This is a genomic window from Pseudomonas sp. FG47, from assembly GCF_057809115.1.
Genome location: NZ_JBMDJI010000008.1, coordinates 79,635 through 103,897 on the forward strand (window position 1 = coordinate 79,635; position 24,263 = coordinate 103,897).

The following is a 24,263-nucleotide window of genomic DNA, read 5'->3' on the forward strand; positions in this document are numbered from 1 at the left end:
TCAGCGCAACGGCACATAGATGTCCGTCTGCCACTGCTCCAACGGCGTCTGCGGATAGACGCTCAGGTAGTGAAAGAACAACGGCTGGTCCCGCAGCTCCTCGCCACTGCCGGGCAACCAGTCACGGTAGATCGGGTAGATTGTCTCGCCGATGTGATCCGGCGACCCCACATGCCGCACCACCGCGCAACGCCCGGCCGGCAGGCTCAGTTCATGCACGCCCTGGGCATTGGCGGCCAGGGCCTGGTCGATCTCGCCACACACGGCAAAGCGAAAATCCTCGGGGGCGGTGGTATCGGGGTTGTTGAATGGAATCCCGAACGTGCGGCTGCTGGCCACGGGCGACTGGCCGCTGCTGGCGCGCCAGTCAATGAAGCGACGCACGGTCTCGCTGACCTGGTTGGGCGGCCCGCGGTGCTCCAGCGCGGCGAGACGGACGGCGGCGAACTCGACGATTCGTACCTGCATGGTGATGCTCCTGGAAAAATAGGGAATGGCGAACACCGTATTCCACACCTGCCAGTCGGGCTGGCGGCGAAACCTGCCCGGCGCCTGGCCAAAGGCCCGGCGAAACGCCCGGCTGAACGCCTCGGGGCTTTCGAAGCCGGCAGCCAGGGCGGCCTCCAGCACCGAATGCCGAGGCTCGCCAAGCAGTCGATGGGCCGCCCGGCGCAGACGCATCAGTTGCACGTAGCGCGCCACCGGCACACCTACATAGGCGCTGAACTGTCGATGGAAATGAAACGCCGAAAAATGCGCCACGGCGCTCAAGGTATCCACCGACAGGTCGCCCTCAAGGTTGCCCTCGATATAGGCGAGCACAGCGTCGAAGCGCTGTTGATAGCGGGCGTTGACTGACAAGGCACATGCTCCTGGAAATACGGTCGACCACAGCTTCGTCGATTCCCTCCTATACCCGCCTAGCCGCGTTTGCTCAACGCTTGCATGGCAACGGGCCTCTGCGCCGATTCCTCCGTATTGATCACAACCCACGAATACATTCATGACTCCAGGACAAATGACCTTGGCCCGCCGAGGCCTTAATCAAACCCCGCGAACCCCGCACACTTCGCTCACTGGCTCGAACCCGTGGCACATTGTTTCGGGTTCGCTCACCTCATCCCCCAGGAGTAGATCCATGAGCATTCCATCCTTCGGCCTCGGCACCTTCCGCCTCACCGGTCAGGCCGTCATCGATTCGGTCAAGTCGGCACTGGAGCTGGGCTACCGTGTCATCGACACCGCGCAGATCTACCAGAACGAAGCCGACGTCGGCCAGGCCATCGCCGAGAGCGGCGTGGCGCGCAGCGAGCTGTTCATCACCACCAAGATCTGGGTTGAAAACTACGCCGCCGACAAGCTGATCCGCAGCCTGCGTGACAGCCTGCAAAAACTGCGCACCGACCATGTCGACCTGCTGCTGATCCACTGGCCAGCCCCGGGCAACGGCGTTGAACTGGTCGAGTACATGGGGGCCCTGGCTGAAGCCAAGAAGCAGGGCCTGACCCGTCAGATCGGCGTGTCCAATTTCAATATCGACCTGACCCGCCAGGCCATCGCCGTGGTCGGCAAAGGTGAGATCGCCACCAACCAGATCGAGCTCAGCCCGTACCTGCAGAACAGCAAGCTGACCGCGTTCCTCAAGGAACAAGGCATCACCACCACCTCCTACATGACCCTGGCCTACGGCAAGGTGCTGAAGGACCCGCTACTGGCCCAGATCGCCGCCAAGCACAAAGCCACCGTCGCCCAGGTTGCCCTGGCCTGGGCCATGCAACTGGGCTACGCGGTGATCCCATCCTCGACCAAGCGCGAGAACCTGGCCAGCAACCTGCTTGCCCGCGACCTGCGCCTGGATGCCGCCGACATGGCAGGCATCGCCAGCCTGGAGCGCAACGGCCGCGAAGTCAGCCCTGACGGGCTGGCGCCAATCTGGGATTGATGCCATGACCATACCCTTCGAACGCTTGCCTGCCGGCGGCTTCAGCATCGGCCTGGGAGCACCACTGGAGAGCGCGCTGGACAACCAGGAGCGCACGCCATGAAGCCCGGACGCGTCCTGTTTGCCCTGGCCATCGGCGCCTTCGCTATTGGCACTACCGAGTTCACCCCCATGGGGTTGTTGCCGGTGATCGCCGAAGGCGTCAATGCCAGCATCCCCAGCGCGGGCATGCTGATCACCGCCTACGCCATCGGTGTGATGGTCGGCGCCCCGATCATGACCCTGCTGTTCAGCCGTTTCGGTAAACGCGCGGCGCTGATGATGCTGATGGGCATCTTCACCATCGGCAACCTGCTTTCGGCGCTGGCACCGGACTACTACACCCTGCTTGCCTCCCGCCTGATCACCAGCCTCAACCACGGCGCGTTCTTCGGCCTGGGCGCGGTAGTGGCCGCCAGCGTGGTGCCCAAGGAGAAACAGGCCAGCGCCGTGGCCACCATGTTCATGGGCCTGACCATCGCCAATATCGGCGGCGTGCCGGCAGCCACCTGGCTCGGCCAGCAGGTCGGTTGGCGCATGGCGTTTGCCGGCACCTCGGTGCTTGGCCTGTTGGCCATCGCCGCGCTGTGGTATGCCCTGCCCCAGGGTGAGCGCGGCCAGGTGCCGCATGTGCGCCGGGAACTGGCGGTCATCGCCCGCCCCAGCGTGCTGTTGGCCATGGCCACCACGGTGCTCGGCGCCGGCGCCATGTTCACCTTGTATACCTATGTCGCCCCGGTGCTCGCCGAGCTGAGCGGCGCTTCGGATGCCTTCGTCACCCTCGGCCTGGTGCTGATCGGGGTCGGTTTCACCCTCGGCAACAGCCTGGGTGGCAAGCTGGCGGACTGGTCGCTGGATGGCGCGGCGCGGATCTTCCTGGCGGTGCTGGCAGTGATCATGCTGGCGATGCCGCTGGTGCTCGGCAGCCAGGTCGGCGCGGCGATCGCCCTGCTGCTATGGGGCGTGTTCACCTTCGCCGTGGTACCTCCGCTGCAGATGCGAGTGATGATCGCTGCCATCGAAGCGCCAGGCCTGGCCTCGTCGATCAACGTCGGCGCGTTCAACCTGGGCAACGCCGTGGGCGCCGCGCTGGGTGGCGCGGTGATCAGCTTGAACCTGGGCTACGCTGCCGTGCCAATGGCCGGTGGCCTGCTGGCGGCGGCAGGGTTGCTGCTGGTCTGGCTGGGAGGGCGCGGCAAGGCCAGCGACAAGGCCTTGGCCAAGGTAGCGGGATGAGCGCCAGCGTCTGCTAGCCGTCAGGGGCTGCCATGCAGCCCATCGCCGGCCAGCCGGCGCCCATGGGTACGGGGGTGATACCCTGCCTCGCTCACACTACAAGGCCGTCACATGGACATACCGCCGCGCTTCATCATTCATGAGTCAACGCACTGGCTCTTGAACCACCGTATCGACTGTGGGTTGCCGGGCTACCTGATCCTCAGCGCAAAGCAGATGACCCACTCGCTGGCCACGCTGGCTGCACCAGCGCTCACAGAGCTAGGCTTGTGGCAGGCGTGCATCCAGCAGGCCATCGAAACGCATCTGCAGCCACGGCGCCTGTACATCAGTCGGTTCGGTCACGATGCAGGGCACTCCATCCATTTCCACTTCATCCCGATCTACCCCTGGGTCGAAACCCTGTTCTGGCAAGACGAGCGATACCGGTCGCTCCAGGCTTTTGGCTCACTCGAGACTAGCGAGCCGCAAACCGATGGCGCAGAACTGACCTTGTATGTGTGGCGAGAGTTTTGCGAGCGTCCTGAGCCACCAGCGAGACAGGGGCCCTCCATCGACCAGGCCATCGACGTATTACGCACGGCTCTGACGAGGTCGGTGCCTGCCCGAGCATCCGCACCCTAGCCCGCAGGGCTTTGTCGGCGCCGAGGGTGCTTACAGGCTGAAAACGACGCAAAACAAAAAGGGCGATCCTTGCGGATCGCCCTTCTCGATGTTTGGTAGGCACAATTGGACTCGAACCAACGACCCCCACCATGTCAAGGTGGTGCTCTAACCAACTGAGCTATGTGCCTGTCGTGTGGGGCGCATATTAGAGATCGAACACACACCTGTAAAGCGTTTTTTTCAAAAAAATCAAAAACTTTGCGCAAAAGCTTCACTCGAGCTCTGCTCAAGCGGTCCGCGGAATATCGCCGCCTTGTAGGTGCGGCCTCGTGTCGCGATGGGGCGCGCAGCGGCCCCGGCCATCTACGCGGCGCAGCTGAAATCTGGGGGCGCTGCGCACCCCATCGCGACGCAAGGACGCTCCTACAGGGAAGTGCGCAGCGCCAGAATGCAAAAAGGGCGACCCTCGCGGCCGCCCTTCTCGATGTTTGGTAGGCACAATTTGACCCGAACCAACGCCCCCCACCCTATCAAGGTGGTGGCTGTATACGACACAAGGTATTGACTTATTTAAAGTTAATCCCACACCCAATGACCTGAAAAAAGTCGGAATCAATCTAAAAGAATTAATAAGTTAGCGTGTGGTTTTGCAAATAGGCCTGCCCGCCCCCAGCGCTCGCTGATCTGATCCATGCAATTTGACAGTGGCCATTTACCAACCTTTACTAGCTGAGCGTATGCAAGTGCTGGATTCATACAACAGGGAGAAACTCTTATCTATTAGAGTTTCTAGTTTAATAAAAAAGGGAAATTAAAATGTCTGAAGCACTCAAGAAAGCAACAGTATCGAATGACAGCCTGGGGACGCTTAAAAAATTCACCCTCTACAAGCAGAATGGCATCGAGATTAGCTTGACGCTGCCAACCCCAGTGTCGCTCAATCTGAACAGCCAGGAGTTTTACCCTCCAGAAACGGACCAAACCACAATATTGGCTCCCGTTTTGGAGAACACCTCGGGCATTGCCCTCAAATCGGCGTCGTTCAGTATCAAGCTCAATAATGTCAAAGAGAACGACAATACGGTCGCGAATGTGCGGTGGTGGAGCGTCGGTGAGGCCGATGGCTTACAATCCATGGAGTTCACGTGTGGCCGGATTGATGACAAGGGCAATGGCTCAGGTACCGCCAAGACTTCTGGATACTCTCGAATCCGCTGGGCCACCATGGCGAACAACGCACGCCAACATCAAACCTTTACCGTGAGCAATGTCTTGCTCACCTTTAATCAGTCGGAAGATACAACTACCGGCGCAAATGACGGGCCAATTATCAGAGTTGGTTAACTGATCTGCTACCGCGGGGCCCAGCGTTCTGGTCCCTGCGGTATCCCCCGCCTACTTCATTCAATTCGACACCACCACGACTGCGCGTACAGCGCCGCATCAACCTCTTCCAACCCGCTGATGTTCAGGTCAAGGCAACCCATGCCATTCCCTTGGCATCCAACAGGCGCGGGATGATGTCTGCTCCGAGAGCAGGATCGAACACCCAGACGTCAATGCACGGGTGCCCGAACACCTCGCTGTGCCCGTACTCGATGTACCGGGCGGACATAGGGAACCTGCTGGTGGGCCAGTTCGACGTTCTTGCCGCCGCCGAGCACCTCGACCACCTGGCCATCTGACGAGCGGTAAACGCCAGCCAAGACCAGATAGAGGGGAGTGGTTTTGCAAGAGTTTTGCAAAAACAAAAAGGGCGACCCTCTCGGATCGCCCTTCAAGTGCCCGGAAACCGGGGCTTTTGTTTGGTAGGCACAATTGGACTCGAACCAACGACCCCCACCATGTCAAGGTGGTGCTCTAACCAACTGAGCTATGTGCCTGTCGTGTGGGGCGCATTCTACCTGATCACGACCAGGTGTCAACTGTTTTTTTCACGCTAACCCACTGAATATTAAAAACATTTGTCGAAGCCTCAAGCCACCCTGGCAGTAAAGGATTTTTACCGGATGACTAGCGGGTGTTTATTATTATTGATAGCATCGGTACATTCGTTAAAAATATAAAACACGAGGTTCCTCGACCATGGCCAACACCCCCTACCCCCAGTCCTACTACGCCGCCTCGGCCAACCCGGTGCCGCCACGTCCGGCGCTGCAGGGTGAGGTGGAAACCGATGTGTGCATCATCGGCGCCGGCTACACCGGCCTGTCCAGCGCCCTGTTCCTGCTGGAGAACGGCTTCAAGGTAAGCATCGTCGAAGCAGCCAAGGTTGGCTTCGGCGCCTCGGGCCGCAACGGCGGCCAGATCGTCAACAGCTACAGCCGCGACATCGACGTCATCGAACGCACCGTCGGCCCCAAGCAGGCGCAACTGCTGGGCCAGATGGCCTTCGAGGGCGGCCGCATCATCCGTGAGCGGGTGGCCAAGTACAACATCCAGTGCGACCTGAAGGACGGCGGCGTGTTCGCCGCGTTGACCAGCAAGCAGATGGGCCATCTGGAATCGCAGAAGCGCCTGTGGGAACGCTTCGGCCACAACCAGCTGGAGCTGATGGACCAGAAGCGCATCCGCGAAGTGGTGGCCTGCGACAGCTATATCGGCGGCATGCTCGACATGAGCGGCGGCCATATCCACCCACTGAACCTGGCCCTCGGCGAAGCCGCCGCGGTCGAGTCGCTGGGCGGCATCATCTATGAACAGACCCCGGCCGTGCGCATCGAGCGTGGCGCCAATCCGGTGGTGCACACCCCGCAAGGCAAGGTGCGGGCCAAGTTCATCATCGTCGCCGGCAACGCCTACCTGGGCAACCTGGTGCCGGAGCTGGCCGCCAAGTCCATGCCGTGCGGCACCCAGGTGATCACCACCGAGCCGCTGGGCGAGGAACTGGCGCGCACCCTGCTGCCGCAGGACTACTGCGTCGAGGACTGCAACTACCTGCTCGACTACTACCGCTTGACCAGCGACAAGCGCCTGATCTTCGGCGGCGGCGTGGTCTACGGCGCACGCGATCCGGCGAACATCGAGGCGATCATCCGGCCGAAGATGCTCAAGGCCTTCCCGCAATTGAAGAACGTCAAGATCGACTACGCCTGGACCGGCAACTTCCTGCTGACCCTGTCGCGCCTGCCGCAGGTCGGCCGTATCGGCGACAACATCTACTACTCCCAGGGCTGCTCTGGCCATGGCGTGACCTATACCCACCTGGCGGGCAAGGTGCTGGCCGAGGCCCTGCGCGGCCAGGCCGAACGCTTCGACGCCTTCGCCGGCCTGCCGCACTACCCGTTCCCGGGTGGGCAGATGCTGCGCGTGCCGTTCAGCGCCATCGGCGCCTGGTACTACAGCCTGCGCGATCGCCTGGGCTTCTGAGGTAAAGCCATCGCGGGGCAAGCCCGCTCCCACAAGGCCAATCTTGTGGGAGCGGGCTTGCCCCGCGATCACTTCGGCCTCAACGTCCCAGGCTGGTGACAGCCTGCTTCGCCGCGATCTCCTGACCCGAACGGGCCAGTTCATCCGCCGCCTGCAGCCAGCGCTGGCGATCCACCTGGGCCGGAAGTTGCCGTGGCGATTGCAGCAACACCGCCCAGTTCCCCTCCTTGGCCCACGCCGACTCGAAATCATCGAAGGCCATCAACTGGCGCCTATGCATGCCCGAGCGCAGCAATACCCGCTGCTTGTAGCGGTCATAGCCGATCAGCACCGCATAGCGCGGCTCGCTCCACCAGGCCGAACCTTCCTGAAAACGCAGCAGCACCGGATAACCGGCCGCCACCTGGGCGAGCAAGGCATCCAGGTGTTTGTCCAATGGATAGACAACCCTGCCGTATTCACGGGCAACCCGAGGGATGCCGGTTTCCAGCGACTCTGCGGCGGCAGGCAGGCCCAGCGACTTGTCGAGCAGGCCCGGCGTGATCGGCGCGCCCTGCTGCGACAGCACGGCGGCCAGGGCCATCGAGCCACTGTGGTTGGCGTTGCCGCCGTAGAAGGGAACGCTGCTGATCTCGACCCGCTGCGGCTGGCCCTTGAGCGCAGCCGGCGGCGCGCTGGCGCAACCCGACAACGTGGCCACCACCAGGCAGGCGGCCAACAGGCGACGTGGGCCAAGGGCCCGGGAGGTGATGAGTTTTTGCAACATGGACACTCGCATGATCCAGCGCCAGGCAGGCGGTGCCCGGCCATGAGTGCCGATCATAGGGCGCGGGCGGCTTCGGGTATAGCCCGGCACGGGCTTGGAACAAAACGGCCCAAGTACTAGACCTTCGGTCAATGGAACGTCACAGGTGACAGGCTAGACTAAAGCAGTGTCTGGATGGCGGGCCTGGCTCGCCAGAGAGAAGGAGGCACACATGAGCCTGACAATGGCGATTCTAATGCTGGTAGGCATGTGGCTGAGCGTCGCAGCCGCCATGCTCTGGGGCGTACTGCGCATCGTGCGCCGGCATGCACACCCACATCACCTGCCCCCTCAAGCCCTGGTCAAACCACAACCTGTGCGCCGCGCCCGTCGGCATGCCGGGGCGCATTGAGCTGAAGCTTTCCTGAAACGCATCGCGGGGCCAGCCCGCCGCCACAAGCTACATGTCTTGTGGCGGCGGGCTGGCCCCGCGATGGTTAACGCCAGGTCAGCCCTCGGCAGCCTCGCGCTTCAAGCGCGCCCGGCGGGCCATAATGTTGAGGATCTCGATGGCGGTCGAGAACGCCATGGCGGCATACACGTAGCCTTTTGGCACATGGGCGCCGAAGCCTTCGGCGATCAGGGTCATGCCGATCATGATCAGGAAGCCCAGGGCCAGCATCACCACGGTCGGGTTGTCGTTGATGAACTTGGCCAGCGGGTCGGCGGCCACCAGCATCACGATCACCGCGCTGATCACGGCGATGATCATGATCGGCAGGTGCTCGGTCATGCCCACGGCGGTGATGATGCTGTCGATCGAGAACACGATGTCCAGCAGCAGGATCTGGAAGATCGCCGCGGTGAAGCCGATGGTCACGGTGCTGCCGAGCTTGGACTCTTCCTTGGCGCCATGGGGGTCGACGCTTTCGTGGATCTCCTTGGTCGCCTTCCACAGCAGGAACAAGCCACCGGCGATGAGGATCATGTCCTTCCACGAGAACGTGTGGCCGAAGACATCGAGCACCGGTTCGGTCAGCTGGACGATCCAGGCCACGGTGCTGAGCAGCGCCAGGCGCATGACCAGGGCCATGCTGATACCGATGCGTCGCGCCTTGGAGCGGTACGCCTCGGGCAGCTTGTTGGTGAGGATGGAGATGAAGATCAGGTTGTCGATGCCCAGCACGACTTCCATGGCTACCAGGGTGGCAAGGGCAACCCAGGCGGTGGGGCTTGCGGCGAGTTCCAGCAAATATTCCATTGGTCAGTCCTGCTCTCAGATGTCCTGGGTGTCTTGCTTGTCGTCTTCGGCCTTGGCTTTCGCGCCATCGCTGCCGATGGCGTCGCTCAAGGCCTGCTGGGCGGCGTCATTGGTCTTGTCGATGGCCTGCTTGGCCGTTTCAGCGGCCTGGTCAAGCATCTGCTGGGCGGATTTCTCGGCCTGGTCGCAGCCAGACATGGCGAACAGGGCCAGGGCCAGCACCAGCGGTGTGCCAATGGATTTGAGTTGTAGCATGAGGTCCTCGCTTGTCGAATGCCGGGCGGCGCGTCATGCGCCTGATGGGGTGGCATTCTAGAGGGGCTGAAACATCCGGAAAATTCGTATTTTACAGCGTGTATACTTCGGTTTTTCCGAATCGATGCGAACATGCTCAACTATCGCCAGCTCCACTATTTCTGGGCGGTGGCCAAGACCGGCAGCATTGCCCGCGCCAGCGAACAGCTCAACCTCACACCGCAGACCATCAGCGGCCAGATCAGCCTGTTCGAGCAGACCTGGAACCTGGAGCTGTTCCAGCGCGTCGGGCGTCAGCTGGAACTGACCGAGACCGGGCGCCAGGCCCTGGCCTACGCCGAGCAGATGTTCCAGATCGGCGGCGAACTGGAGGCCATGCTGCGCGCCGGCCCGCAGGAGCAGATCCTGTTTCGCGTGGGCGTGGCCGACGTGGTGCCCAAGTCCATTGTCTACCGCCTGCTGGCGCCGACCATGGAACTGGACGAGGTACTGCGCATCAATTGCCGCGAGGACAAGCTCGAACGCCTGCTGGCGGACCTGGCGATCCAGCGCCTGGACCTGGTGATTTCCGACAGCCCCATGCCCAGCCACCTGGACATCAAGGGTTACAGCCAGAAGCTCGGTGAGTGCGGCCTGAGCTTCTTCGCCACCCCTGCGCTGGCCGAGCGCCTGAAGCTGCCCTTCCCCGCCTGCCTGGACGACGCGCCGCTGTTGATTCCAGGCCAGGAAACCGTGCTGCGCAGCCGCCTGCTGCGCTGGCTGGCCGAGCAGCAGGTGCAACCGCGGATCGTCGGCGAATTCGACGACAGTGCGCTGATGCAGGCCTTCGGCCAGTCGGGCAGCGGCATCTTCGTCGCTCCCAGCGTGATTGCCGAAGAGGTCTGCCGCCAGTACGGCGTGCGCCTGATCGGCCAGACCGAGGCGGTGAACGAGTCGTTCTACGCCATTTCGGTGGAGCGCAAGGTCAAGCACCCGGGGATCCTGGCGATCACCGAGGGCGCGCGGCGGGAGTTGTTCCACTGGTAACCCTGCGCCTACAGGGGCCAGCAAGGACTGTGATAAAGTCGCGCGCTTTCACGTAACTGGATTGCGCTGCACATGACCCCCATCCTTCGCCTCATCAATCGCACCGGCCTGGTGACGCAGATCTGCATCGGCCTGGTGGCCGGCATCGCCCTGGCCTTGCTCGCCCCCTCCGTGGCCCGCGACCTGGGGTTCCTCGGCAAGGTCTTCGTCAGCGCCCTGAAGGCCGTGGCACCGATCCTGGTGTTTATCCTGGTGATGGCTTCGATCGCCAACCACCGCCATGGCCAGGAAACCCACATCCGCCCGATCCTCTGGCTGTACCTGCTGGGCACCTTCGCCGCGGCAGTGGTGGCTGTGGTGGCGAGCATGCTGTTCCCGTCCAACCTGGCACTGACCACGGGAGAGGCCGCACTCAGCGCTCCTGGCGGCATCGCCGAGGTGATGCAGAACCTGCTGCTCAGTGCCGTGGACAACCCGGTCAACGCGCTGCTCAACGCCAACTTCATCGGCGTGCTGACCTGGGCCATCGGCCTTGGCGTGGCCCTGCGCCATGCCGGTGACACCACCCGCACCGTGGTCGAGGACCTGTCCAACGGCGTGACCCTGATCGTGCGCGTGGTGATCCGCTTCGCCCCGCTGGGCATCTTCGGCCTGGTCAGCGCCACACTGGCCCAGTCTGGCCTGGACGCGCTGCTCGGCTACCTGCACCTGCTGGGTGTGCTGATTGGCTGCATGCTGTTCGTGGCGCTGGTGATGAACCCGCTGATCGTGTTCTGGAAGATCCGCCGCAACCCGTACCCGCTGACTCTGCTGTGCCTGCGCGAAAGCGGCATCACCGCGTTCTTCACCCGCAGCTCGGCGGCCAACATCCCGGTCAACCTGGCGCTGTCGGAGAAACTTGGCCTGCACGAGGACACCTATTCGGTGTCGATCCCGCTGGGCGCGACCATCAACATGGCGGGCGCTGCAATCACCATCACCGTGCTCACCCTGGCCGCCGTGCACACCCTCGGCATCCCGGTAGACCTGCCAACCGCCGTGCTGCTCAGCGTGGTGGCGGCGGTCTGCGCCTGCGGCGCCTCGGGTGTGGCCGGCGGTTCGCTGCTGCTGATCCCGCTGGCCTGCAGCCTGTTCGGCATCCCCAGCGAAATCGCCATGCAGGTGGTGGCGGTCGGCTTTATCATCGGTGTATTGCAGGACTCGGCGGAAACCGCGCTCAACTCCTCCACCGACGTGCTGTTCACCGCTGCCGCCTGCCAAGCCATGGAGCGGCGTAACGCCTGAGCCCAAGGCCGGCTCCTGCCCGCAGGAGCCGGCCACAGCCACGCACCGCCCGGCGATTGCTTAAGCCAGGCGCTTTACCTACGCTAGTGGCCTTTTCCTCGCAATGAGACAGGGCCATGTCAGACCACCAAACCACCGGCGAAGGCCGCTTCACCAGCACCGAGATCCGCGTGCTGGGCGCGCTGATCGAAAAGCAGGCCACCAGCCCGGAAACCTACCCCCTGACCCTCAATGCCCTGGTCCTGGCCTGCAACCAGAAGACCAGCCGCGAACCGGTCATGAACCTCTCCCCCGGCCAGGTCGGCCAGGCCCTGCGCGCCCTCGAAGGCCAGGACATGGCCCGCCTGCAGATGGGCAGCCGCGCCGACCGCTGGGAACACCGGGTGGACAAGGGCCTGGAGCTGGTGCCGGCGCAACTGGTGCTGATAGGCCTGATGTTCCTGCGCGGCCCGCAGACCCTCAACGAGCTGTTGACCCGCAGCAACCGCCTGCATGAGTTCGAGGACGTCGACCAGGTCCAGCACCAGCTCGAGCGCCTGGTCTCCCGTGGTCTGGCCCTGCACCTGCCGCGCCAGGCAGGCCAGCGCGAAGACCGCTACACCCATGCCCTGGGCGACCCGGCAGAAATCGAAGCCATCCTCGCCGCCCGCCAGCAAGAAGGCGGCGCCCGGGCCAGCACGGCGCAGGCGGCGGATGAGCGCATCGAGGCACTGGAGGCACGGGTGGCGGCCCTGGAAGCGCGCCTGGCCGCACTCGAGGGCTGAGTCAGGGCGTTTCGGCCTTGGGAAAGTTGCGGCAACTCTTGCGTTCGGCCAGCTCCCGCTCGCTCGGGCGCTGGTCGACGAACAGGGTGCGGCCGTCGCGATAGATTTCCAGGTAGCCCCAGTGCAGGTCCTGCTCGGTCTGCCCGGGCTTGGGTGGCACGAGCCACCAGGGTTCGCGGCTGATCAGGGTCATGGCTGAGCTCCTGCAGGTGTCTGCGCTAACTATAGACCCCAAGCGTTGCCGTCAGGCCGTCCTGGCCATCGGTGCAAGCTGACGGCCTGGCGGGACATTGTTCCCGCGTGCGCAATTGTGAAGTGCCAAAGGCAGTTATTCCCAGCGCCAGGGGGCCGGTCTACGCTCCCTCCTGTCGCTCATCCCTCCAGAGGAATTGCCAGCATGTCCCGTCCGCCATTGCCCCCGTTCACCCGTGAAACCGCCATCGAGAAGGTACGCCTGGCCGAGGATGGCTGGAACAGCCGCGATGCCGCCAAGGTCGCCCTGGCCTACACCACCGACACCCATTGGCGTAACCGTGCCGAGTTCTGCAACAACCGCAAGCAGGCGCAGGCCTTTCTCACCCGCAAATGGAACCGCGAGCTCGAATACCGCCTGATCAAGGAGCTGTGGGCCTTCACCGACAACCGCATCGCCGTGCGCTATGCCTACGAGTATCGCGACGACAGCGGCCAATGGTTCCGCGCCTATGGCAACGAGAATTGGGAGTTCGCCGAAGACGGCCTGATGCGCAACCGCCATGCCAGCATCAACGAGCAACCCATCAGCGAGGCAGAACGCAAGTTCCGCTGGCCGCTGGGGCGGCGGCCGGACGATCACCCGGGGCTGAGTGACTTTGGCTTCTGAGCGAGGTTAATGCGTGGACTCAGGTGGGGGCGACGGTGTTCGCCCCTGGCCTTGAGGTGCTCAGCCCTGCCACGCCTGCACCACCAGCCGGGTCGCCGCGGCGATCGGCTCGTGGCTCCATGGCGAGGACTGCTGCGGCCCACGGCTGAATACCACGAGGATCCACGGCGCCCGCCCCTGGGGCCAGACGATGCCGACATCGTTGGCCACGCCGTAGTCGCCCGAACCAGTCTTGTCTCCCACTATCCAGCCCTTTGGCACCCCGGCGCGGATCCGCGCATCGCCGGTGGTGTTGCCCTTGAGCCAGGCCTGCAATTGCTCGCGCCCGGCCGGCGCCAGGGCATCGCCGAGCAGTAGGCGTTGCAGGGTGACACCCATCGCCAGCGGCGTGGTGGTGTCGCGCGGGTCGTCGGGCAACGCGGTATTCAACGTCGGCTCGTTGCGGTCCAGGCGGAACGTCGGGTCACCGAGCTGGCGGGCGAAGGCAGTGAGGCCCGCCGGGCCGCCGACCTGCTCCAGCAGCAGGTTGCCAGCGGTGTTGTCGCTGTATTGCAGGGTGGCGGCGCACAGCTCGGCGACGGTCATGCCCGCGCCCACGTGCTTTTCGGTAATCGGCGAATAGACCACCAGCTGCTCGGCAGCGTAGGCGATACGGCGGTTCAGCAGGCCGCTGTCGGTCTCGCTGCGGTGCAGGATGGCGCCGGCCAGCACGGCCTTGAAGGTGCTGCAGAAAGCAAAGCGTTGTTCGGCGCGGTAGGCCAGTTGCTTGCCGCTGCCGGTGTCGAGGGCCCACAGGCCAAGGGTGATGCCGGCGCTGTGTTCGAGTTGCTGCAGTTGGTGTTGCACGGTGTCTGCGGCCCAAGCCGGCAGCGCCAGGGCGGCGGAACAGCCCAGGGCGCCCTGGAGCAGGTGGCGGCGGCGGATGGTCGATGGCATGTCGGGGCCCTGTGGCAATGAACGAGGGGCGCAGGCTAGAGGGTTTTGCCCGCTAAGCCAAGGCGTTCGCGCAGTTGTTGCCGGCCAGATGCAGTGCCAGCCGCCCCTGAAAGGTTACGTACTCCCATTCGGCCTCAGCATCACCGAAACACTGGCTACGCTGTGTAAACCTTCAGCAAGGAGCACGCCCCAATGGTCACCCGGATAGCATCCTTCAACCTTGAGAACCTGTTCACCCGCCCCAGTGCAATGATGATGGAGAACGAGGAAGGCCAGCGTGCCCTGGACGACCATGCCTTGGCCAACCTGATCGTGGCCAAGCCGACCTACAGCGAGGCCGACAAACAGCAGTTGCTGGCACTGGATGGCCGCTACCATTTTTCCGCGCTCAATCCCCCGGCAAACGCGTTGGTGCGCTTGAACAAGGTGCGCGGGCAGTTGTATCGCACAGCCGCCGGCACCGTCTCGGTCGCGGCCAATGGCCGGGGCGACTGGACCGGTTGGTTCGAGCTGCGCCGCGATGATGTCTCCTGGCAGGCCGTGCTCAATACCGGGCGGGTCATCCAGGAGGTCAAGCCCGATATCCTGATCTGCGTGGAAGTCGAGGACCGCCCCACCTTGCAGCGCTTCAACGACCAGGTGCTCGGGGCGGTGCTCGAAGAGCGCTTCCCTCATGTCATGGTCATCGATGGCAACGATGCGCGGGGTATCGACGTCGGCCTGCTGAGTCGCTACCCGATCGTGACCATTCGCTCGCACGTCGATGACCGCCATGACGGCAAACTGGTGTTTTCGCGAGATTGCCCCGAATACGTGGTGGCCTTGCCATCGGGCGAGCAACTGGTGATCTGCCCGAACCACTTCAAGTCCAAGCGCGGGGGCAACGATCAGGCCGCCCAGGCGCGTCGGCTGGCCCAATGCAAGCGAGCGGCGCAAATCGCCAGGGCCGCGGAAAAGACCATTCCCTGGGTGCTGGTCGGCGGCGACTTGAACGACACCCCGGACAGCCCGGCCGTCGCCCCGCTGCTGCTCGACGGTTGGTCGGACATACAAAGCCATCCAGGCTACCCGGCCGATCGCCCGGGTACCTTCGCCACGGGTACCGCCAGCAACAAGATCGACTACCTGATCATGTCCAAGGCCCTGCGCGAGCAACTGGTCGGCGTGGGCATCGAGCGCCGTGGCAGCTACCACCCGAAGCTCTGGCCCTCCTTCGCCGGGGTCACTGCGACCACCGAGGCGTCCGATCACCATTGCATCTGGGCGGACTTCGACATCGCCTAGGTATTGGGTACTGAGCCTGAGGGCCAGTCCTCTCAGGGTGTTGAGAATTGGCACTCGACTTGGACTTGTCGGGGCCGCTTTGCGACCCTTTCGCGACACAAGGCCGCGCCTACAAGAGCACGCCCCGGTACGGAGCGGTCGGAAAGGTCTGAGCCTGAGGCCCCCTTGCCGGCAGGCCGACGGTGCTACTAAGCTGCGGGGCTTTCGGGTATCCAATATTGGATTTCTCAGCCTGCGCGTAGGGCCCTGGTCAGGGTAGCCACGCCTGTGCCTGGTCAAGGACGACAACTACAATGAAAACCGCTTTGAGCACCCTGCTGTTCACCTGCCTGGCCGCCAGCGCATTCGCTACAGAAAACCCTGTCGGTTTCCACGCCGCCACCCTGCCAGACCCGCACCATGAGCGCACGCTGGAGATGGTCGTCTGGTACCCCGGCGCAGCAGCTACCAAGGCGCAATTGGTCGCCGATAACGCGGTATTTGTCGGTGTGCCTGCCGCTCGTGACACGCCGCCGGCCGCCGGCGAACATCCCATGGTGGTGCTGTCCCACGGTTTTGCCGGCAACTGGGGCAACCAGGCCTGGCTGGCCAGCGCCCTGGCCCAGAAAGGCTACATCGTCGCCGCGGTCAACCACCCTGGCAGCACCAGCCGGGACCGTAGCGCCGCGGCCGCCGCGCAGTTATGGCAGCGCCCCGTCGATCTGAGCCGAGCCATCGATGCGGTCACGGCCCAACCGGACAAATTTGGCGTGGTCGCCAAGCAGCGAATCGCCGTGGTGGGCCATTCGCTGGGTGGCTGGACCGCCATGGAAATCGCCGGCGCCCGTTTCGACCCTGAGCGCTTCGCGCGCGACTGCCAAGCCCACCCGCAGCTGGCCAGTTGCAGCGTCTACCAACAGATGAATCCGGCCAGCACTCCGGCCTTGAAGAACAGCTTGGCCGCCGACTGGCGTGACCAGCGAGTCAGCGCCGTGGTCTCCCTGGACCTGGGGCTATCTCGCGGGCTGACCGACGAAAGCCTGGCCGCGCTGCCGGTACCCGTGCTGGTGATCGCTGCCGGCGTCCCGTCCAAAGCGCTGCCCGCGCGGCTGGAGTCTGCCGATCTGGCCAAACGCCTGCCCTCGGCCTCGAGCCGCTACGTCGAAATCAACGACGCCAGCCACTTCACCTTCATGGCCGTGTGCAAGCCGGGCGCGGTGGCCGTGCTCGAAGAGGCAGTACCCGGCGATGGCATCATCTGCACCGATGCCGAGCACGGTCGCCCACGGGAAGTGATCCAGCAGCAGTTGGCCGGGCTGATCAGCGCGTTTCTGGCACAGCCCGCCGAGGGCAAAGACGGCCGCCTGTAAGCCATCGATCATGGGCCTTGACTCGCCGTTGACGGCATCGTCCATTACTACAATCGCGCCCCCAAAATCAGCCGGCGTGGCAATACGGAGCGGCAATGCAACGGGTGATGATAGTGGGTCAGCCTGGGTCCGGGAAAAGCACCCTGGCCCGACAGCTTGGCGAGCGCACGGGCTTGCCGGTCGTGCATATCGACACCATTCACTGGCAGCCAGGCTGGGTCGAACGCAGCCGCGACGAAAAGACCCGTCTTTGTCACGAGGTCGAGGCCGGTGAGCGCTGGATATTCGAAGGCGGCCATAGCGCGACGTGGCACAACCGGGTTGCCCGCGCCGACCTGTTGATCTGGATCGACCGCCCGACGCCGCTCCGATTCTGGCGCGTATTGCTCAGGGCGCTGCGACACCGCGGGCAGACCCGGCCGGACCTGCCAGACGGCTGCCCAGAGCTGCTGGGCAATCTACCGGCGTTTTTCCGCTTCATGTGGCGAACGAAAACCTCAGCACGGGCGAAGATGAAGCAACTGGTGGCGACGGCACCCTCGGGTTGCCGTGTGGTCTGCCTGCGTTGCAACCGGGAGGCCGAGGTTTTTCTCGCGAGCGTCGCAAACACGCCTGGTCAGGTTACCCGGGGGACTTAGAGGCGGCATGTCGACAGGCCCGCAACAGCGCAACAAACGCTTTTTCCAACCCAAGGACGGCCGGTCGAGGTTTACCCGCATCGCCATGTGCCTGCCCGCGACGCAACCGCGCACATTGCCCCTTTACCTGTCTATGACTTCATAGTTTATCGTCGTAGTCGACAACGTGAGGGACTGGCTATGTATCGCATTTCCGAGTTGGCGACTGAGGTGGGCTTGAGCCGCTCCACGCTGCTCTATTACGAAAAGATCGGGCTGATCTCATCAATACGCCAAGCCAACGGCTATCGCGGGTACTCGGATCAGGATCTCCAGCAACTGAGGTTGCTGCAGCAGCTTCAGGCAGGCGGCCTGACGTTGAAGGAGTGCCAGGCATGCCTGGAAACACGCATCGATCGCGGCTTGCTGCTGGAGCGCCTGCGCACCTTGGAGCAAGAAATCGCCGAAAAACAGCGCTCCCGGGATCTGCTGGCCTGCATGCTGGGGATGGCCCCCATGCGCGGCTGGCACCAGGCCCTGGAAAACCAGGCGCCAGGCGCGCACCTGGCGTGGCTGCTCAAGCAAGGTTTCAGTGAAAAGCAAGCGCTGCGCCTGAAGTGGCTGTCCAAGGACATGAATGCCCATGAGCAATACATGGCCGATTTCGAGCAGATTTTTACCGGTTTGGATCGTCTGGGGCCCGGCTGCGCCGAGGATAGCTTGCAAGCACTACAGGCGCTGCCTGCACTGCCCCGCACGGTGCTGGAGATTGGTTGCGGCAGAGGCGTCACCAGCGTGCTGTTGGCTGAACACACACTGGGCCTGATTACCGCCCTGGACAATGACGAGTACAACTTGGCCCGCCTGCAGGAAACCCTTCGGGAAAGCGCGTTGCAGGACAGGGTGCAGCTGCTGTGCGCAAGCATGACCGAACTGCCGTTTGCAACAGCGCAGTTCGATGCGATCTGGGCCGAAGGCAGTGCTTACATCATGGGTTTTGCCAAGGCCTTGGAACGCTGGAAGTCGTTTATCAAGCCGCAAGGCTTTCTGGTGGTCAGCGACCTGGTGTGGCTAACCGCTGAACCTCATCGGCAAGCCTTGGCATTCTGGCAGCAACGATACCCAGGCATGACCACAGTGGACGAGCGCTTGGCCAGCATTGCCAAGCTGGATTACCAGGTGCTGAGCAGCTTCCCTCTGAGCCGGCAAGCGTGGGCAAACTACCTGGCGCCACTGCGCGAGAAGGTCGCAAGCCTTGCGCCACATGCCTTTTCCTCAAGCGCACTGGCAGACATCGATCAAGAGCTGGGCATTCACCAGCAATACCTTGGCGAATATGGCTATCAACTGTTCGTCTTGCGCAAGCAAGGTGCATAGCAGCCCCAGTGCTAAGTGCCCTCAAGACCGGCCATCAGCTTATGACAGCCAAGGGCGCCTGCGGCTTTCAGGCAAGGCAGCATCACTCGGGACTGTACTCGGAATACGCGCAATATATCGCTCTAGAAAGGGAAACATCTGTGAACATAGAAATCCGCAACGAACACCTCGACGACATCGACACTATTACACGGCTGACCACGGCGGCATTCGAACACCAAGAGCACTCCAGCCACACCGAGCAATTTATCGTCAATGCGCTACGCCGCAGCCAGCAGCTCACCCTGTCCCTGGTGGCGCTGGAGAACGACCAGATCGTCGGCCATGTGGCCATTTCTCCCGTTCGGGTTTCGTCTGGCGCAAGGGGCTGGTTCGGGCTCGGGCCGATCTCCGTGCGGCCAGATCGGCAGGGCCGAGGCATCGGCTCGGCCTTGATGAAAGCCGCGTTGGCGCGGTTGCAACAGCTCGGTGGCGTTGGCTGCGTGGTACTGGGAGATCCTGGCTATTATGGGCGCTTCGGTTTCAACACCCTCCCAGGTTTGCAACTGCCGGGGGTTCCCCAGGAATACTTCCAGGCCCGGCTATTTGCCGGTGAATCGCCAGTAGGCACGGTGCAGTATCACGAGGCGTTTGAGGCTGTCGAGTAAGCGGCTTGTCAGCGCAGGTGTGACAATGTCCACGGAGCCGATAATGACAGCCACGACCGCCCCCAGCTCTATCATAGATTCTGCCGTCAACGCCTATTTAGCCGAAATCTCATCTGCGCACTCGAATAGCCATCTGCTAGCGGTCAAGTTGGCCATGGCTTCAATTGGTTGAGTGAAGGTCCGCATTGGGTCGATAGCCGCCCTCCGTGGGCAACCGCTTTCGACCTAAAGCTGCCCGTGGTGAAGGGTAGCTATCCACCCATCGCTGCCCCTCCAAGCTGGTACTACACGGCCAAAAGCTGCCAGTCGTGGGTGATCGCTTTCGCTCCCATATTCTTAGCATGGCCCATCAGCTCGACGAACCTGGTCAGGTCCTTCGAAACCTAATCACCCCAGGCACTGGTTGCTGGCGGCACCCTGGTGCTGCCTTAGCACTCAACGATTGGCAAAGTACATCGTCACTTCAAAGCCAATGCGCAAGTCGGTAAAGCTGGGTTTGGTCCACATAGTGCGTGCTCTCTCGGTTGTTTGATTGATAAAAGGCAGCGCACGTCCTTGTCCGCCGCACAAACCTCGTGTTCGGTCAGTGAGTGCCAGCCAGCGGCTCCTTACCCTCATGAGCGTCCCAAGCCTGGTTGATCAGGTAGGCAAAAACGGCCTTGAGTTGATCATCGGTAAAATCCGCAAACGCTGGCATGCCGCCGCCAGCCTTGGAAAGTAGGCCTTGGCGCACAACGGCTTCGAAGAAGTCGTAGCTCGGTGGTGGCGCGTAGATGAGGTTGGGCACACGGCCACCGGCAGCATTGCCACGCAAACCATGGCACTCGATGCAGCCACTGCCCTCGAACAGCTTGCGACCAAGTGCTGTCAGTGCTTCTGGCTGCCGGGGGGTGAGCGGCGCAGGCACCTTTTGCACTTGTGCGAACGGTGGGTAGTCCTTGACGCCGCCCAACTTGAACGCCAGTAACCGTGGCGTGGTCCTGGCCTTCGGCGCGGAAGCTGAGTCTGCGTTCAACGACCCAGTCGCGGCCGCGGTGCCGGTACCGGTCGCCAGCAAAACGTATTGTTCACCGTCAAGCATTACGGTCGACGGCGCGGCACGCACCGCGCCACCGATCTCGTGACTCCACAGTGTCTTGCCCGTCGCCGCGTCCAGCACCTGCATGCGCCCGTCGCCGGTGCCTTGGAACACCAGGCCTCCAGCCGTATGCAGCAGGCCGCCGTTGGTAGGCATCGGCAAGCGCGACCGCCACTTCACACTGTTGTGACGTACATCCCAGGCAACGGTTTCGCCGTAGGTCTCGTACTGGCCATCGGCAGAGCGCTGAACAGGCTCGAACGACTGGCCGCCGAGCGCGGAATCGGGATCATCCTTGACCAGCGTCGGCTGAGACATGGCGGGAATGAACACCGTCTCGTCGTCCGGGTTGAAGGCCAGCGCTTCCCAGCCATGGGCACCCAGGCCATTGGGCAGTTGCATGTACTGCTTGGCGTCATTGAGCCAATACTGTCCCTCCCGCTTCATGATCGGACGACCATTGGCGTCCAATCCTGAAGCCCACTCCATCGGCATGTAGGCACCGCCGGAAATGAACTTGCCGGTCTGCGCATCCAGGGCGTAGGCGAAGCCACTCTTCGGCACGCTCAGCACCGCCCGTGTCGCCTGCCCGTTCACGGTGATATTGGCAACCATGATGCCGACGCTGGAGTCATAGTTCCAAGCATCCTGGGGGGTTTGCTTGAAATGCCATTTGTACTCGCCCGTGCTGGCATCCAGGGCCACGATGGAGTTGGTGAACAGCTCATCGCCTGCCTGTTCGCCACGCTTCGACGGATCGAACGGTGCCGGCCCCCCTACCCCTATGTAGAGCAGATTCAGCTGTGGGTCATAGGTCATGGCGTCCCAGGCGCTGCCACACCCGTGGGTCTTCGAGTACCAGTCTTTACCCCAGGTCTTGGCCGCATTCTCATACAGCGCCGATTGCGGCTTCGAGGGATCGTCAGGCACCGTGTAGAAACGCCAGCGATGAGCGCCGCTCTTGGCGTCGAAGGCATCGACATAGCCACGGGTCGTTCCGGTATCGAGGCAGGCATTGCCGGTGAATACCAAGCCGTTGCCCACCCGCGGCGCCGCGGTAATCGCGTACATGTCGGCGGAGTCGCACGATGTCGCTTCCCACACTTTCTTGCCCGTGCGCTGGTCGACCGCGATCAGACGGCAGTCACCCGAGGCGATGATGACATTGCTGCCACTCAGTGCCACTCCGCGATTGAATCGACGCCCCCAGTAGCCTGCAAACGATGAGCCCTGCTGCGCATTCTCATCTTTGAAATTCCAGATCAACTGACCTGTCTTTACATCGTTGGCAATGACCTGGCCGTTGGGTGCCCCTTGAAAAACAATACCGTCCTTGACCAGGGGGTTACCCACCAGACCGTCACTAACCGGGAGGTCCACCCACCAGGCCAGGCCCAGTGCACCGACGGTGTCCCTGTTGATGGCCTTCAGCGAAGAGGAATGCTGCATCTCGCTGGAGTTTCCAAGAAACTCCCAGTCCGTGTTGGATTTCTCAGCCGGCTGTTCATCCAGCCCGCAACCCGAAAGCGATGCTACCAGTGATGCAACGATTATTATTCTCATACCGACCCTCTACCAATTTTCAGCCCCAGGCCAGGGAGGTTGTTGGTTCATCCAACCCTCTCATCGGGGCGGCAGCCCCAGGATCATGGTCGCTAGACTAGATCAATTGACCAACTCTTGACGATACATTTGATCAGCAATGCCACTAGCACGCTACAAGAATTTTTTATCACTTATAAATCAATTAGATATGCATGCAGGGAGTGCAGGACGGATTCAGAGGATTGCGGCCAGCCCGGTAAACCTAGAGCCCGTCGGCGCCGTCGCAAGTGCCAACACTTAGCCCTATTCGGGCAGGCAATGGCAGGCCGAGATTGTGGACGTTGGTCAGGCTGCAATCGTAGAGCCCGCCTGCCCTGATACTTAGAGCTGCCGGTGACTGGCGTATCACCATGGGCCACGACTTTCGGAGGGGGGGCGGATACCAACAACACAGAGCTAATGACTGTCCCCTATGGGTCGGTTAGCGGCTCTGGGCCGATATGACCGTCGCCGTACGAACCATAGAGGACGGTGAGCAGCGGCCGCTATCGACGCAAGGACGTTTGCCGAAGGCGTTTTCATAACCTGGGGTGACTCAGTGATCGCTATAACATGCGAAATGAATTACTTCCTTGAAGCTCGCAAAGCGTTCTCGCTAGCTGAATCAGACTCCATGTGAAGACGGTTTTCGGCCCCCCGAATGGCTTTGGCGATTCGCCAGAAATAAATTAAGCCAATCAAAAGTTCGAACACCGAACCAATAACCCAGCAGGTTATTAGCGACGACGGGGCGTCACGATTGCTCATGGCGACGCAATAGATCAACGGAATGCTTATGCACCACATCAGCGTCAGGCGCACGACCAGTGAAAATCGGGCCATGCCAATACTCTCCAGGACGGCGGCCCCGGTCATCGAGAAGACAAAGGCGGCGGAGAATGTCCACAGCACGCGTTGTGTATCGATGGCCAGGGCCATGGTCTGCGCGTTTTGTCCCAGGTCACCAAACGCCCTGAGCAAGACTTGCGGCATAGTGATTTGAACGGTGGAAACCAGCAGGACGTAGAGCAGCTCGATGATCACCGTCACCCGCAGGATCATTGCCAACTCGGTGTAGCGCCCCTTGCCCACTGCAGTGGCACACAGAATGCTGCAACCAATGCCTAAACCGATGATCGGGATGATGCCCAGGTAATTGACCGTCAGGTTGACGTTGTTTGCCGCTAGTGCACTGGCGCCCAGTACCGCCACAATCCAGATGAACGCAGTGTTGCCAAGCTGATCCACTCCGGCGGATAGGCCACCGGGAACACCTCTACGCAACCGAAAAAACAGCTGCGGCACTAGGTGCTCGCTGCGGGCAATGAAGATGTTCAGCAACTCAAGCCAGATTTCTCGAGGCAGCATTACGGCATAGCATGCCAGCATGGATAGCGTGCCGATCAATGTACCGACAGCGGCCCCGGTCATGCCCATTTCGGGTAGCCCGAACTTGCCGAAGACCAGGCCGACAGTGAAGATCGAGTCGATTACTTGACCCATGATGCCCACTATAAGTGTTTCGCGGGTGCGACCGACACCGTTGAAAAACGAGGACAGCGCCGTGTCGATCGTCATTACGCCACCGAAGAGCGCCGCCCAGAGCATGTACCGCGACTCTAGGTTGACAATCTGCGCAGGTCGAGAGCTGAGCTGTGGGATCATCGCGATCAGCGGAGCGGCGATGAACAGCAGGACCCCACAGACCATACCAAGGAGCAACCCCAGTGCAGCTTCACGCGAAGCTGCACTGAGCCCTGATCGACCATGCGCCTGCGCAATAAAGGAACGTGACACCCCCACGGTGCTACAGAAAAGCGCGATAATCGCCATGCTTGTGAATACCGCAGGGCCAGACGCGGCCAGCGTATCTTGTGAGTAGTGCGCCAGGCATAGTCTGTCGACCAGCATCATCAGTAAATTGCCGACCATCGTTCCCATCAACGGAAACGAGACAGTGAAGATTCTTTTCGCCACTCCTGAGTCAAACCAGTGCCGCATA

25 protein-coding genes and 2 tRNA genes are annotated in these 24,263 nt (G+C 62.3%); 16 read left to right on the forward strand and 11 right to left on the reverse strand.

The genetic code is table 11. The features are described 5' to 3' along the window. Entirely contained in the window at positions 1–861 is an 861-nt protein-coding gene (locus tag ACODS5_RS09465) for an AraC family transcriptional regulator (protein WP_489108480.1), read from the reverse strand. A gap of 277 nt (positions 862–1,138) precedes the next feature. Between ACODS5_RS09465 and dkgB the strand changes: the two genes are divergently transcribed. The 3 genes from dkgB (at position 1,139) to ACODS5_RS09480 (ending at position 3,841) form a co-directional block, all read left to right on the forward strand. After that, on the forward strand, positions 1,139–1,942 hold the full coding sequence (dkgB, locus tag ACODS5_RS09470; protein ID WP_489108481.1) for a 2,5-didehydrogluconate reductase DkgB: 804 nt from the start codon (positions 1,139–1,141) through the stop codon (positions 1,940–1,942). Between the two features lie 99 nt (positions 1,943–2,041). Further along, the gene (locus ACODS5_RS09475) at positions 2,042–3,217 is read left to right on the forward strand and encodes an MFS transporter (RefSeq protein WP_489108482.1); all 1,176 of its coding nucleotides are present in this window, start codon (positions 2,042–2,044) and stop codon (positions 3,215–3,217) included. Between the two features lie 111 nt (positions 3,218–3,328). Continuing rightward, complete coding sequence (locus ACODS5_RS09480) at positions 3,329–3,841, forward strand: HIT family protein (protein ID WP_489108483.1); 513 nt, start codon at positions 3,329–3,331, stop codon at positions 3,839–3,841. A 93-nt stretch (positions 3,842–3,934) separates the two neighbouring features. On the opposite strand, the gene ACODS5_RS09485 is transcribed toward ACODS5_RS09480, so the two are convergent. Continuing rightward, a tRNA-Val gene (locus tag ACODS5_RS09485) sits at positions 3,935–4,011 on the reverse strand. A gap of 628 nt (positions 4,012–4,639) precedes the next feature. Here ACODS5_RS09485 and ACODS5_RS09490 point away from each other — a divergent pair. Then, entirely contained in the window at positions 4,640–5,167 is a 528-nt protein-coding gene (locus ACODS5_RS09490) for a hypothetical protein (RefSeq protein ID WP_134691958.1), read from the forward strand. Between the two features lie 176 nt (positions 5,168–5,343). After that, the gene (locus tag ACODS5_RS09495; protein ID WP_167659483.1) at positions 5,344–5,508 is read left to right on the forward strand and encodes a hypothetical protein; all 165 of its coding nucleotides are present in this window, start codon (positions 5,344–5,346) and stop codon (positions 5,506–5,508) included. A 121-nt stretch (positions 5,509–5,629) separates the two neighbouring features. Here ACODS5_RS09495 and ACODS5_RS09500 read toward each other — a convergent pair. Then, a tRNA-Val gene (locus ACODS5_RS09500) sits at positions 5,630–5,706 on the reverse strand. A gap of 202 nt (positions 5,707–5,908) precedes the next feature. Here ACODS5_RS09500 and ACODS5_RS09505 point away from each other — a divergent pair. After that, positions 5,909–7,192 carry an NAD(P)/FAD-dependent oxidoreductase gene (locus ACODS5_RS09505; RefSeq protein ID WP_134691957.1) on the forward strand — a complete coding sequence of 428 codons (1,284 nt, stop codon included), beginning with the start codon at positions 5,909–5,911 and terminating at the stop codon, positions 7,190–7,192. A gap of 79 nt (positions 7,193–7,271) precedes the next feature. Here ACODS5_RS09505 and ACODS5_RS09510 read toward each other — a convergent pair whose 3' ends face one another. After that, positions 7,272–8,015: a peptidase C39 family protein gene (locus tag ACODS5_RS09510; protein ID WP_134691956.1), complete on the reverse strand. Its 744-nt coding sequence runs from the start codon at positions 8,013–8,015 to the stop codon at positions 7,272–7,274. A gap of 154 nt (positions 8,016–8,169) precedes the next feature. Between ACODS5_RS09510 and ACODS5_RS09515 the strand changes: the two genes are divergently transcribed. Next, positions 8,170–8,349 (forward strand): hypothetical protein, encoded by a 180-nt coding sequence (locus tag ACODS5_RS09515; protein WP_081941225.1) that lies wholly within the window; start codon positions 8,170–8,172, stop codon positions 8,347–8,349. A 96-nt stretch (positions 8,350–8,445) separates the two neighbouring features. On the opposite strand, the gene ACODS5_RS09520 is transcribed toward ACODS5_RS09515, so the two are convergent. Together ACODS5_RS09520 and ACODS5_RS09525 are read right to left on the reverse strand one after the other, a co-directional pair. Next, positions 8,446–9,198, reverse strand: coding sequence for a TerC family protein (locus ACODS5_RS09520; RefSeq protein WP_134691955.1), 753 nt, complete (start codon positions 9,196–9,198; stop codon positions 8,446–8,448). A gap of 15 nt (positions 9,199–9,213) precedes the next feature. Further along, on the reverse strand, positions 9,214–9,453 hold the full coding sequence (locus ACODS5_RS09525) for a hypothetical protein (protein WP_134691954.1): 240 nt from the start codon (positions 9,451–9,453) through the stop codon (positions 9,214–9,216). A 132-nt stretch (positions 9,454–9,585) separates the two neighbouring features. On the opposite strand from ACODS5_RS09525, the gene nhaR reads away from it, so the two are divergent. The 3 genes from nhaR to ACODS5_RS09540 all read left to right on the forward strand — a co-directional run bounded on the left by nhaR (position 9,586) and on the right by ACODS5_RS09540 (position 12,527). Then, positions 9,586–10,479 (forward strand): transcriptional activator NhaR, encoded by an 894-nt coding sequence (gene nhaR, locus ACODS5_RS09530; protein WP_134691953.1) that lies wholly within the window; start codon positions 9,586–9,588, stop codon positions 10,477–10,479. Between the two features lie 72 nt (positions 10,480–10,551). Continuing rightward, positions 10,552–11,763: a serine/threonine transporter SstT gene (gene sstT, locus ACODS5_RS09535; RefSeq protein WP_489108484.1), complete on the forward strand. Its 1,212-nt coding sequence runs from the start codon at positions 10,552–10,554 to the stop codon at positions 11,761–11,763. Between the two features lie 116 nt (positions 11,764–11,879). Further along, positions 11,880–12,527 (forward strand): YceH family protein, encoded by a 648-nt coding sequence (locus ACODS5_RS09540; protein WP_489108485.1) that lies wholly within the window; start codon positions 11,880–11,882, stop codon positions 12,525–12,527. Position 12,528: 1 nt separating this feature from the next. On the opposite strand, the gene ACODS5_RS09545 is transcribed toward ACODS5_RS09540, so the two are convergent. Beyond that, on the reverse strand, positions 12,529–12,720 hold the full coding sequence (locus ACODS5_RS09545) for a hypothetical protein (RefSeq protein ID WP_134691950.1): 192 nt from the start codon (positions 12,718–12,720) through the stop codon (positions 12,529–12,531). 204 nt (positions 12,721–12,924) lie between these two features. Here ACODS5_RS09545 and ACODS5_RS09550 point away from each other — a divergent pair, with 204 nt between their 5' ends. After that, the gene (locus tag ACODS5_RS09550) at positions 12,925–13,389 is read left to right on the forward strand and encodes a nuclear transport factor 2 family protein (RefSeq protein WP_489108486.1); all 465 of its coding nucleotides are present in this window, start codon (positions 12,925–12,927) and stop codon (positions 13,387–13,389) included. A gap of 60 nt (positions 13,390–13,449) precedes the next feature. Here ACODS5_RS09550 and bla read toward each other — a convergent pair whose 3' ends face one another. Beyond that, positions 13,450–14,325, reverse strand: a complete 876-nt coding sequence (bla, locus tag ACODS5_RS09555; RefSeq protein ID WP_489108487.1) for a class A beta-lactamase — start codon at positions 14,323–14,325, stop codon at positions 13,450–13,452. A gap of 192 nt (positions 14,326–14,517) precedes the next feature. Here bla and ACODS5_RS09560 point away from each other — a divergent pair, with 192 nt between their 5' ends. The 5 genes from ACODS5_RS09560 (at position 14,518) to ACODS5_RS09580 (ending at position 19,599) form a co-directional block, all read left to right on the forward strand. Beyond that, positions 14,518–15,609: an endonuclease/exonuclease/phosphatase family protein gene (locus ACODS5_RS09560; protein ID WP_489108488.1), complete on the forward strand. Its 1,092-nt coding sequence runs from the start codon at positions 14,518–14,520 to the stop codon at positions 15,607–15,609. 293 nt (positions 15,610–15,902) lie between these two features. Beyond that, positions 15,903–16,958, forward strand: coding sequence for an alpha/beta hydrolase family protein (locus tag ACODS5_RS09565; protein WP_489108489.1), 1,056 nt, complete (start codon positions 15,903–15,905; stop codon positions 16,956–16,958). A gap of 95 nt (positions 16,959–17,053) precedes the next feature. Beyond that, positions 17,054–17,596, forward strand: coding sequence for an AAA family ATPase (locus tag ACODS5_RS09570; protein ID WP_489108490.1), 543 nt, complete (start codon positions 17,054–17,056; stop codon positions 17,594–17,596). A 180-nt stretch (positions 17,597–17,776) separates the two neighbouring features. Further along, a complete protein-coding gene (locus tag ACODS5_RS09575; RefSeq protein ID WP_489108491.1) occupies positions 17,777–18,952 on the forward strand; it encodes a MerR family transcriptional regulator in 1,176 nt (391 codons plus the stop codon). Between the two features lie 140 nt (positions 18,953–19,092). Beyond that, positions 19,093–19,599 carry a GNAT family N-acetyltransferase gene (locus ACODS5_RS09580; RefSeq protein WP_489108492.1) on the forward strand — a complete coding sequence of 169 codons (507 nt, stop codon included), beginning with the start codon at positions 19,093–19,095 and terminating at the stop codon, positions 19,597–19,599. Between the two features lie 435 nt (positions 19,600–20,034). Here the strand turns inward: ACODS5_RS09580 and pqqA are convergent, their stop codons facing one another. The 3 genes from pqqA to ACODS5_RS09595 all read right to left on the reverse strand — a co-directional run bounded on the left by pqqA (position 20,035) and on the right by ACODS5_RS09595 (position 24,262). Then, positions 20,035–20,106, reverse strand: a complete 72-nt coding sequence (gene pqqA / locus ACODS5_RS09585) for a pyrroloquinoline quinone precursor peptide PqqA (protein ID WP_081941331.1) — start codon at positions 20,104–20,106, stop codon at positions 20,035–20,037. Positions 20,107–20,182: 76 nt separating this feature from the next. Beyond that, entirely contained in the window at positions 20,183–22,240 is a 2,058-nt protein-coding gene (locus ACODS5_RS09590) for an outer membrane protein assembly factor BamB family protein (protein ID WP_489108493.1), read from the reverse strand. 606 nt (positions 22,241–22,846) lie between these two features. Next, the gene (locus ACODS5_RS09595; RefSeq protein ID WP_489108494.1) at positions 22,847–24,262 is read right to left on the reverse strand and encodes an MATE family efflux transporter; all 1,416 of its coding nucleotides are present in this window, start codon (positions 24,260–24,262) and stop codon (positions 22,847–22,849) included. Position 24,263 lies beyond the last annotated feature (1 nt).